The organism is Streptomyces sp. NPDC033270 (assembly GCF_055576575.1).
Map to the genome: position 1 here is coordinate 245,371 of NZ_JBVIRA010000005.1, position 10,522 is coordinate 255,892.

At 72.5% G+C, this 10,522-nt stretch carries 10 protein-coding genes; all 10 read left to right on the plus strand.

All coding sequences use genetic code 11. The features are described 5' to 3' along the window. Nucleotides 1-60 precede the first annotated feature (60 nt). Nucleotides 61-915: an aldose epimerase family protein gene (locus ACZ5XZ_RS11035; RefSeq protein WP_468976444.1), complete on the plus strand. Its 855-nt coding sequence runs from the start codon at nt 61-63 to the stop codon at nt 913-915. Between the two features lie 10 nt (nt 916-925). Then, complete coding sequence (gene pyrE / locus ACZ5XZ_RS11040) at nt 926-1,468, plus strand: orotate phosphoribosyltransferase (RefSeq protein WP_468976446.1); 543 nt, start codon at nt 926-928, stop codon at nt 1,466-1,468. Nucleotides 1,469-1,683: 215 nt separating this feature from the next. Further along, nucleotides 1,684-2,706, plus strand: coding sequence for a class II fructose-bisphosphate aldolase (gene fbaA, locus ACZ5XZ_RS11045; protein WP_468976448.1), 1,023 nt, complete (start codon nt 1,684-1,686; stop codon nt 2,704-2,706). An 87-nt stretch (nt 2,707-2,793) separates the two neighbouring features. Next, the gene (locus ACZ5XZ_RS11050) at nt 2,794-4,308 is read left to right on the plus strand and encodes an MFS transporter (protein WP_468976450.1); all 1,515 of its coding nucleotides are present in this window, start codon (nt 2,794-2,796) and stop codon (nt 4,306-4,308) included. Nucleotides 4,309-4,805: 497 nt separating this feature from the next. Beyond that, the gene (locus ACZ5XZ_RS11055) at nt 4,806-5,219 is read left to right on the plus strand and encodes a DUF3151 domain-containing protein (RefSeq protein ID WP_384424002.1); all 414 of its coding nucleotides are present in this window, start codon (nt 4,806-4,808) and stop codon (nt 5,217-5,219) included. 148 nt (nt 5,220-5,367) lie between these two features. After that, nucleotides 5,368-6,210, plus strand: a complete 843-nt coding sequence (locus tag ACZ5XZ_RS11060; RefSeq protein WP_468976454.1) for a tryptophan 2,3-dioxygenase family protein — start codon at nt 5,368-5,370, stop codon at nt 6,208-6,210. Next, nucleotides 6,203-7,483, plus strand: coding sequence for a kynureninase (kynU, locus tag ACZ5XZ_RS11065; RefSeq protein ID WP_468976456.1), 1,281 nt, complete (start codon nt 6,203-6,205; stop codon nt 7,481-7,483). Before ACZ5XZ_RS11060 ends, kynU begins: the two co-directional genes overlap by 8 nt. Continuing rightward, nucleotides 7,480-8,241, plus strand: a complete 762-nt coding sequence (locus tag ACZ5XZ_RS11070; RefSeq protein ID WP_468976459.1) for an alpha/beta hydrolase — start codon at nt 7,480-7,482, stop codon at nt 8,239-8,241. The genes kynU and ACZ5XZ_RS11070 overlap by 4 nt, the downstream gene beginning before the upstream one ends. 85 nt (nt 8,242-8,326) lie before the next feature. Beyond that, nucleotides 8,327-9,694 (plus strand): sensor histidine kinase, encoded by a 1,368-nt coding sequence (locus ACZ5XZ_RS11075; protein ID WP_468976461.1) that lies wholly within the window; start codon nt 8,327-8,329, stop codon nt 9,692-9,694. Further along, nucleotides 9,691-10,347, plus strand: coding sequence for a response regulator (locus ACZ5XZ_RS11080; RefSeq protein WP_384423997.1), 657 nt, complete (start codon nt 9,691-9,693; stop codon nt 10,345-10,347). The genes ACZ5XZ_RS11075 and ACZ5XZ_RS11080 overlap by 4 nt, the downstream gene beginning before the upstream one ends. The last annotated feature ends 175 nt before the right edge of the window (nt 10,348-10,522 follow it).

Sequence of the window (10,522 nt, forward strand, 5' to 3'; positions counted from 1 at the left end):
CGCCGCAGCCGACAACGTGGGAAGCAGGCCGAGCGCAGCGAAACATGGGAGGGTCGGACCGTGAGCACCGACAACCCCACTCAGCCCGCGCCGCAGGCAGCGGGCGTGCGGCTGGCGGCCGGGTCCGCCGAAGTGACCGTTCAACCGGACAACGGCTGCCGGATCGGCAGCCTCCGCGTCGGCGGTACGGAGCTGCTGCGGCAGGGCTCCCACTACGGCTGCTTCCCGATGGTCCCATGGTGCGGCCGGATCGAGAACGGCCGGTTCCGCAACGGCGGGGAACTGCACCAGATGCCGGTCAACGCCGCACCGCACGCCATCCACGGCACCGGCCGCAACCTCCGCTGGCGCACCGCGCGTTCGAGCGCGACGCAGGCGGTCTTCACCTACGACCTCGCGGACCCGGCTGCTCCGTGGCCGTACCCGGGGCAGGTCACCCAGCTCGTCGAACTGGCCGAGGACGGCGGTTCGCTCACCCTCACCATGGGCGTCGAGGCGGCCGCCGACTCCTTCCCGGCGCAGGCCGGCTGGCACCCCTGGTTCCTGCGCAATCTGGGCGAGGGCGGTGCGGACGTGCGGCTCGACTTCGCGCCGGAGTGGCAGGAGGAGCGGGGCGCCGACCACCTCCCGACCGGGCGGCGGATGGTGCCGAAGTCGGGGCCCTGGGACGACTGCTTCGGCATGCCGCGGGGCGTCGATGTCACGCTCACCTGGCCGGGCCGTCTGGAGCTGCGGGTCACCAGCCGCGCCGAGTGGGTCGTGGTCTACGACGAGCAGGAGGCCGCGGTCTGCGTCGAGCCGCAGTCCGGGCCGCCGAACGGCCTCAACACGCTGCCGCGCCTGGTCACGCCCATCGACCCCCTGGAGATCTCCACGACGTGGAGCTGGCGGAGCCTGTCCCCGGGCACCGCCTAAGCTCATGGGCATGAGTGACGACGTGCGCGGCGAGCTGCTGCAGCAGATCAAGGACAAGGCCGTGGTGCACGGCAAGGTGACGCTTTCCTCCGGCAAGGAGGCCGACTACTACATCGACCTGCGCCGGATCACCCTGGACGGCGAGGCCGCGCCGCTGGTGGGTCAGCTGATGCTGGACATCACCGCCGATCTTGATTACGACGCGGTGGGCGGGCTGACGCTCGGTGCCGATCCGGTCGCCACCTCGATGCTGCACGCCTCCGCCGCCCGCGGCCGCCGGCTGGACTCCTTCGTCGTCCGTAAGGCCCAGAAGGCGCACGGTATGCAGCGCCGTATCGAGGGCCCGGACATCAAGGGTCGCCGGGTGCTGGTCGTCGAGGACACCTCCACCACCGGCGGCTCGCCGCTGACCGCCGTCGAGGCGGCGCGCGAGGCGGGTGCCGAGGTCGTCGCGATCGCCACGATCGTCGACCGTGGCGCCGCCTCGGCGATCGCCGAGGCCGGGCTGCCCTATATCACGGGCTACCAGCTCGGTGACCTCGGCCTGGGCTGAGGCCTGCCAAAGGGCCGTGGGAGCCGGTACCTGCCGCTCTGACCTGCGCCTTTGCTGAGGGGTGCGGTGTTTCACGTGAAACACCGCACCCCTTTCGCATGACGGCCGGATGGGCGATGTGGAGCAGTCGGCCGAGTCTGGAAAGATGTGGCCCGGCGAAGTCCTCGCCTGGTCAGGGCCAAGAACGCACACCCGCATACACAAGGAGCGGACAGATGCCCATCGCAACCCCCGACGTCTACAACGAGATGCTGGACCGGGCGAAGGCAGGCAAGTTCGCCTACCCGGCCATCAACGTCACGTCGACGCAGACGCTGCACGCCGCGCTGCGGGGCTTCGCCGAGGCCGAGAGCGACGGCATCATCCAGATCTCCACCGGTGGTGCGGAGTTCCTGGGCGGCCAGTACAACAAGGACATGGTGACCGGCGCCGTCGCGCTCGCCGAGTTCGCGCATGTCGTCGCGGCCAAGTACGACATCACCGTCGCGCTGCACACCGACCACTGCCCCAAGGACAAGCTGGACGGGTACGTCCGTCCGCTGATCGACATCTCCGCGGAGCGGGTGGCCAAGGGCCAGAACCCGCTGTTCCAGTCGCACATGTGGGACGGCTCGGCCGAGAACCTGGCCGACAACCTGGCCATCGGCCAGGAGCTGCTGGCCAAGGCCTCCGCCGCCAAGATCATCCTTGAGGTCGAGATCACCCCGACCGGTGGCGAGGAGGACGGCGTCACCCACGAGATCAACGACGAGCTGTACACCACGGTCGACGACGCGCTGCGTACGGCCGAGGCGCTCGGTCTCGGCGAGAAGGGCCGCTACCTGCTCGCCGCCTCCTTCGGCAACGTCCACGGCGTCTACAAGCCGGGCAACGTCGTGCTCCGCCCCGAGCTGCTGAAGGACCTCCAGGAGGGCGTCGGCGCCAAGTACGGCCAGGCCGCCCCGTTCGACTTCGTCTTCCACGGCGGCTCCGGCTCCACCGAGCAGGAGATCGCCACCGCGCTGGAGAACGGCGTGGTCAAGATGAACCTGGACACCGACACCCAGTACGCCTTCACCCGCCCGGTCGCGGACCACATGTTCCGCAACTACGACGGCGTGCTGAAGGTCGACGGCGAGGTCGGCAACAAGAAGACCTACGACCCGCGCAGCTGGGGCAAGCTGGCCGAGGCCGGTATGGCCAAGCGGGTGACCGAGGCCTGCGCCAACCTGCGCTCTACGGGCACCAAGATCAAGTAGTCCCGTACGGCTCCAAGGCCCCGCATCCTCCCTGAGGTGCGGGGCCTTCGCCGTGCGCGGCTGCCGGCCGCCGGGCAAGCTCGCCGTATGAGCGAACGGCGTGGGTCGCAAGCCCCCGGCGGGGTCCGGCTGGCCTCGGCGCAGGGCCGGTGGGTGCTGACCACGGCCGTGCTGGGCTCTGGCATGGCGCTGCTCGACAGCACGGTCGTCAATGTCGCGCTGCCGCGGATCGGCGAGGACCTCGACGCGGATCTGGCGGTCCTGCAGTGGACCGTGACCGCGTACCTGCTCACGCTCTCCTCGCTGATCCTGCTGGGCGGGGCGCTGGGAGACCGCTACGGGCGGCGCCGGATCTTCGTGATCGGCGTGGTCTGGTTCGCCGCGGCCTCGCTGCTGTGCGGCCTCGCGCCGGGCGCCGGGGTGCTGATCGCGGCCCGGGCGCTGCAGGGCGTCGGCGGGGCGCTGCTCACGCCCGGCTCGCTGGCGCTGATCCAGGCCGTCTTCCACCCCGACGACCGGGCGCGGGGCGTCGGCGCCTGGTCGGGGCTCGGCGGGGTGGCGGCGGCGGTCGGCCCGTTCGTCGGCGGGTGGCTGGTGGACGGCCCCGGCTGGCGCTGGGTGTTCTTCCTGAACGTGCCGCTCGCCGCGGTGTGTGTGCCGGTCGCGCTGCGGCACGTACCGGAGACCCGGGAGCGGGACGCCCGCGGGCGCGGTGGCTTCGACGTACGGGGCGCGGTGCTGGGGGCGCTGGCGCTGGCCGGGGTGACCTATGCGCTGATCGCCGCGCCGGACCGGGGCGCCGCGCCGGGCGTGCTGGTGCCCGCGGTGGCCGGGGTGCTGCTCGGAGTCGTCTTCGTGCGTGCCGAAGGGCGCCGTGCCGATCCGATGCTGCCGCCCGCGATCTTCCGCATCCGGACGTTCTCCGCCATCAACGCGGTGACGGTGTGCGTCTACGCCGCGTTCAGCGGGTTCTTCTTCCTCTCCGTGCTCCAGCTGCAGGTCGTGGCGGGCTATTCGGCGGTGCAGGCGGGTACCGCGCTGCTGCCGACGACCGTGCTGATGCTGCTGCTGTCCGCCCGCTCCGGGGAGCTGGGGGAGCGCATCGGGCCGCGGATCCCGCTGACCGTCGGCCCACTGCTCTGCGCCGCCGGGATGCTGCTGATGCTGCGGGTGGGCCGTGAGGCGTCGTACTTCGCCGATGTGCTGCCCGCGATGGTGGTGCTCGGTGCGGGGATGGTGACGCTGGTCGCGCCGCTCACCGCGACCGTGCTGGCGTCGGTGGACGTCGACCGGGCGGGCCTGGCCAGCGGTATCAACAACGCGGCGGCGCGGGCCGCGGGCCTGATGGCGGTGGCCGCGCTGCCGCTGCTGGCGGGCATGGGCCCGGAGGCGTACCGCTCGGCGGAGGAGTTCGCCGCGACGTTCCGGCGCGCGATGCCGTTGTGCGCCGGCGTGCTGGTGGTCGGCGCACTGATCGCCTGGTCGACGGTCCGCCCCGCGGTCCTCCGGGGTCCTGAGCCGCCCCCGGAGAAGCGGTGCCACCCCGAGTGCGCCTACCACTGCGGGGTGAGTGCGCCGCCGTTGGATCCTGGCGATCGCTAGTCCGCTGACGCTGGGTTGCTTCCCACGTTGTCGGCTGCGGCGCCGTGCGTGTTGCTCGCCGTTGCGCCTGCGGCGGGCCCCTCCGCTGCGCTTTGCTGCGGCCGACTTGTCTGGCTTTCGCGCCGTGTCGCCTGCGGCGGGCGGTTGTTTGTCGGCTGCGGTGACAGCCCTACGGACTTCGTCCTACGGTCTGTCCCCTCCCGTGGGTGGGTGGGAAGACGGGCCCGGTGGGGGCGGGCCCCGTCCGTCGACTACCGGCACACGAACGCTGACGTTCACCCCCACCGGTCTCCTTCCCCCACTCACGGGAGGGGGCGGACCGCAGGACGGAGTCCGGAGGGCCGCACCCGCTGCCGAAAACGCCCCGCGCAGCGGCACCAGCCCGCCGCAGGCGCCACGGCGAGAAACCCCCACGGCGGGAAAGCCGACAACGTGGGAAGCAGCAAGGCGCAGCCGACAACGTGGGAAGCAAACCCTTGCGCAGCGATACTGGTCCCATGGCCATTCACGAGAACCTGCTCGGGGGACCGCCCCCGACCCATCTGCCCGACGACCCGGAGCCCCGCGAGCTGCTGGCCGCGGGCACCGCGCCGTCCGATGTCGCCGCGAAGTACCCGACCTCCTGCCTGGCCTGGGCGCAGCTCGCGGACGACGCCTTCGCGCAGGGCCGGGTCGTCGAGTCGTACGCCTACGCCCGCACCGGTTACCACCGCGGCCTGGACGCGCTGCGCCGGGCCGGCTGGAAGGGCCACGGCCCGGTGCCCTTCGAGCACGAGCCCAACCGCGGCTTCCTGCGGGCCCTGCACGCCCTGGCCCGCGCCGCCCAGGCGATCGGCGAACAGGACGAGTACGAGCGCTGCACGACCTTCCTGCGCGACTCCTCGCCGACCGCTGCCGACACCCTCTCCTGAGCCGTGACCTGGCCCGCCTGGCTCTCTGACCAGGCGGGCCTTGCCATCTGCGGGGACCATTGCGGAAGATGCCCGGTGGGGACCGGGGCCCCCGTGCCGGCATGGCAGGGGCGGACCGCTACCCGGAGTACGTTTCGAGGAGACAGCGATGTCCCACGAGGTAACCGGCGGGGCTCAGGAGCCTGAGACCCCGAACCTCGACTTCGCAGGTACCACCCCGTACGAGGACTACGTCCAGGCGGACGTTCTCACCCACCTCCAGCACCCGCTCTCCGACGACCCCGGCGAGATGGTCTTCCTGGTCACCACGCAGGTCATGGAGCTGTGGTTCACCGTCATCGTCCATGAGTGGCAGACCGCCGCCGAGGCGCTGCGCCGCGACGACCTGACGGTGGCGATGGACGCGCTGCGCCGCTCGTGTGACGAGCTGGAGGCGCTGAACGCGGCCTGGAAGCCGCTCGCCAAGCTGACCCCGGCGCAGTTCAACGCCTACCGCAGCGCGCTCGGCGAGGGCAGCGGGTTCCAGTCCGCGATGTACCGGCGGATGGAGTTCCTGCTCGGCGAGAAGTCCTCGTCCATGCTGGTGCCGCACCGCGGCGCGCCCCGGGTCCACGCCGAGCTGGAGAAGGCCCTCCAGGAGCCGAGCCTGTGGGACGAGGTGCTGCGGCTGCTCGCGCGCCGCGGCCATGCCGTCCCCGAGGCCGTACTGCGGCGGGACCCGACGCAGCGCTACGAGCCGGACCCGGCCGTCGAGGCGGCCTGGGGCGAGATCTACGCCGGTCCGCAGGAGTCGGAGCTGGTTCGGCTCGGCGAGGCGCTGACCGACGTCGGCGAGCTGGTGTGGCGCTGGCGCAACGACCACCTCGTCGCGACCCGGCGGGCGATGGGGGCGAAGATGGGAACAGGCGGTTCCGCGGGTGTGGCCTGGTTGGAGAAGCGGGCCCGCAAGAACGTCTTCCCCGAGCTGTGGACGGCGCGCAGCCATGTCTGAGACTCCCCGAACCACCGGCGGCGCCGGCGTCCCCGAGTCCGTCGGCGAGCGCGAACAGGCCGTCCGCGCCCGGCAGTTGGACGCCGCCGATCCGCTCGCCGCGATACGCGACCGCTTCACCCTCGACGACACGGTCTACCTCGACGGCAACTCCCTGGGGGCGCTGCCCCGCGCGGTGCCCGGCCGGATCGCCGAGGTCATCGGCCGCGAGTGGGGCGAGCTGCGCATCCGCTCCTGGACGGAATCCGGCTGGTGGACCGCGCCCGAGCGGATCGGCGACAAGATCGCCCCGCTGATCGGGGCGGCTCCCGGCCGGGTGGTGGTCGGCGACTCGACCAGCGTCAACATCTTCAAGGCCGTGGTCGGTGGCGTACGGATGGCCGGGAAGGGCTGCACGGAGATCCTGGTCGACGCCGCGACCTTCCCGACCGACGGCTATATCGCCCGGTCCGCGGCCCGGATGACCGGCCTCGCGGTGCGGCCGGTGGAGCCCGCGCGGATCGCCGACGAGGTCACCGAGCGGACCGCGCTGGCGCTGGTCAACCACGTCGACTACCGCACCGGCGAGCTCAACGACCTGCCCGGCATCACCCACGCGCTGCACTCCGCGGGCGCGCTCGCGGTCTGGGACCTGTGCCACAGCGCCGGCGCCCTGCCGGTCGGCCTCGACGCGCACCATGTCGACCTCGCCGTCGGCTGCACGTACAAGTACCTCAACGGCGGCCCGGGGTCGCCCGCGTACCTCTACGTCCGCGAGAGCCTCCAGGAGCGGTTCGAATCGCCGCTGCCGGGCTGGAACTCGCACGCCGACCCGTTCGCCATGGATCCCGCCTACGCCCCGGCGGACGGCGCGGCGCGCGGCCGGGTCGGCACCCCCGACATCCTGTCGCTGCTCGCGCTGGAGGCGGCGCTGGAGGCCTGGGACGGGGTCGCCATCGAGGACGTCCGCACCAAGAGCCTCGCTCTGACGGACTTCTTCCTGGAGTGCGTCGGCGCCTACGTACCGCCGGGCCGGGCCCGGTCGGTCACACCGGTGGACCACCAGCGGCGCGGCAGTCAGGTGTCGCTGGCCTGCTCGGGTGCCGGCGCGGTGATGGAGGAGCTGATCCGGCGCGGGGTGGTCGGCGACTTCCGCCGGCCCGACGTGCTGCGCTTCGGCTTCACCCCGCTCTACACCTCCTTCGCGGAGGCGGAGCGGGCGGCGTGGACGCTCGGCGAGGTGCTGGGGGCGCTGCCCGAGGGGGAGCCGCGGGCGGCCGGAGCGGGTGGGTGAGCGTGCCGGACGAGGAGACGGCGCTGCTGGGGCTCGCCCCGGTGGCGCCGGACCGCACGGTGGCGTACGGGCCGCATCCGGACCAGATCGTCGACTTCTACGGGCCGCGGGCGGGCGCGGACACCCCCTCGGGGGCGACCGGTCCGCTGGTGGTGTTCCTGCACGGCGGGTTCTGGCGCGCGGCCTACGACCGCCGCCATCTGTCGCCGCTCGCCGCCGAGCTGGCCGGGCGGGGGCTGCCGGTGGCGCTCGCGGAGTACCGCAGGGTCGGTGCCGGGGGCGGTGCGCCGCAGACGTTCGAGGACGTCGCGGCGGCCGTCGAGGCGGCGGTGCGCGAGGTACCCGGCGCCGCGGGCGTCGTCCTCGTGGGGCACTCCGCGGGCGGCCATCTCGCGCTGCTGGCCGCCGCCCGCCCCGGCACCCCGGTGACCCGGGTGATCGCCGTCTCGCCGGTCGCCGATCTCGCCCGCGCCCATGAGCTGCGGCTGAGCAACGGCGCGGTCGCCGAGCTTCTGGGCGCGGGCCCCGGGCTCCCGGAGCGCCTGGCCGCCGCGGATCCCGCCCGCCGCCCGCCACCGGGCGTCCCGGTCACGATCCTGCACGGCGCCGACGACGACGATGTCCCGCTCAGCGTCTCCCAGCGCTACGCGGCGGCGCACCCCGACGGTACGGACCTGCGCGAGCTGCCCGGCGTGGGCCACTACGCGCCGGTCACGCCCGGTACGCCCAGCTGCCGCCTCCTGGTCGCGCTGTTGTGACCGCCGGGTAGTACTTGAGACGGACCTCCGGAGATCCCCACTGGTGGGGACGCCCGGGGGCCGGTCTCTGCTTACCGTTGTCAGCGTGAACGAGAAGACCCAGACGCAGAGCACCCTGCGCTCCGAGGCCCGGATAGCTCATGGCGCGCTGCACCGGCTGCGCCAGGACCTGTTCGTCGACGCCTTCGCCTTCCGCCCGATGCCGCCGCTGGAGGACGCCAAGGTGTCCCGGTGGGTGCCCTGGCTGCCCGAGCGGATCCGGCACTGGGCGCGCTGGCTGCCGCACATGATCGTCGGGGGCTTCTCGGCGCTGGTCTTCCTCGCGGCCCTCGCCATGAGCTACGACATCGGCTCGGTAGCCGGCCTGCTGGTGGCCGGCTACTGCCTGCTGGTGGCCGCCACGCCGGCGATCACCCTCTTCCGGCCGGTGGGCGCCTACTGGATCTCGCTGTTCACGGTGGTCATCGGGTGGTTCGCGTCCGTGGCCCTCTCCTCGTACGACAGTCTCTTCGCGGGCGCGGCCTACGCCACCCACCTCGCCGTGATGACCCTCGTGGTGCTGCGCACCCGGCCGCGCCTCGCGGTGGAGATGTGGCTGGTCACCTTCGGTGTGGCGGCCGTGCTGTTGGCGCTCGGCGGGAACAGGCCGAGCGATCTGCCGCCGGTGGCGTTCTTCTCCGGTCTGGTGCTGATCGCCGCCGCGGCGGTGCGCGCCTGGCGCGAGGAGCGCCGGCAGGTCGTCGAGACCCAGACCGCCACCGCCGAGGAGCGGTCCCGGCGCACGCTCCTGGAGGAGCGCGCCACCATCGCCCGCGAGCTGCACGATGTGGTCGCGCACCACATGTCCGTGATCGCCATCCAGGCCGAGGCCGCCCCGTACCGGGTCGAGAACACCCCGCCCGAGCTCGCCACGTCCTTCGCCACGATCCGGGAGAACGCCGTCGCCGCGCTCACCGAACTCCGCCGCATTCTGGGTGTGGTCCGTTCCGAGGACCCGGACGCCTTCGCCGATGGCGCCCCGGAGGCCCCGCAGCCGACGCTCGCCAGCCTCGACTCGCTGCTCGACAGCGTCCGCAGCGCGGGACTGACCGTGGAGGCCGTGATCACCGGCGCGCCCCGGCCGCTGCCGCAGGGCGTGGAGCTCTCCGCGTACCGGATCGTCCAGGAGGCCCTGAGCAACGCGCTGCGCCACTCGCCGGGTGCCGACGCCCGGGTGGAGATCTCCTATGTCCTGGGCGGGATCGGCCTGCGGATCGTCAACGGCACCCCGAGCCGGCTGGCCAAGCCGTCCCCGGGCGCGGGGCACGGCGTGCTGGGCATGCGCGAGCGGGTACAAATGCTGGGCGGCGAGATGACCGCCGAGCACACCGAGGACGGCGGCTTCGAGGTCGCCGCGTTCATCCCGGTGTCGAACGCGGCGGGGGAGACCACGCCCAAGGGGAGCGGAGCATGATCCGGGTACTGATCGTCGATGATCAGGTGATGGTCCGCGAGGGCTTCTCCGTCCTGCTCAACGCCATGCCGGACATCGAGGTCGTCGGCGAGGCCGTCGACGGGCTCCAGGCGGTGCGCAAGGTCTCCGTCCTCAAGCCCGATGTCGTCCTGATGGACATCCGGATGCCGGAGATGAACGGCCTGGAGGCGACCCGCGAGATCGTCGCCGCCAACGCGGACGCCAAGGTCCTGGTGCTGACCACCTTCGACCTCGACGAGTACGTGTACCAGGCGCTGCGCGCCGGAGCCAGCGGCTTCCTGCTCAAGGACGCCTCGGCCGGCCAGCTCGCCGAGGGCGTGCGCATCGTCGCCTCCGGTGAGGCGCTGCTCGCCCCGACCGTGACCAAGCGTCTGATCTCGGAGTTCTCCCGCCTGGGCACCCCGCGTGCCCCCGCCCAGGAGCGCATCGCCGATCTCACCGAGCGGGAGACGGAGGTGCTGGTGCTGGTGGCCCAGGGGCTGTCGAACGGTGAGATCGCCGCGCATCTCGTCGTCGCGGAATCCACGGTCAAGACGCACGTCAGCCGCATCCTGGTGAAGCTGGGGCTGCGCGACCGCACGCAGGCGGCGGTGTTCGCCTACGAGGCGCGACTGGTGACGCCCGGGGGTTGAGGGTTCGCTGTCCACAGGCTGTGGACAAGCAGGTGCGCCGCCGGAGTCCGCTACAGCTCCGGCGGCGCACGGGTGGGGGGGGGGGGTTTCCTTCAAACCCCCCCCCGCGCGGCCCAGTTCTCCCCCTCAGAACAAAAACAAAGCGACAACAAGGGAGAAGGAAGGAAGAACACCA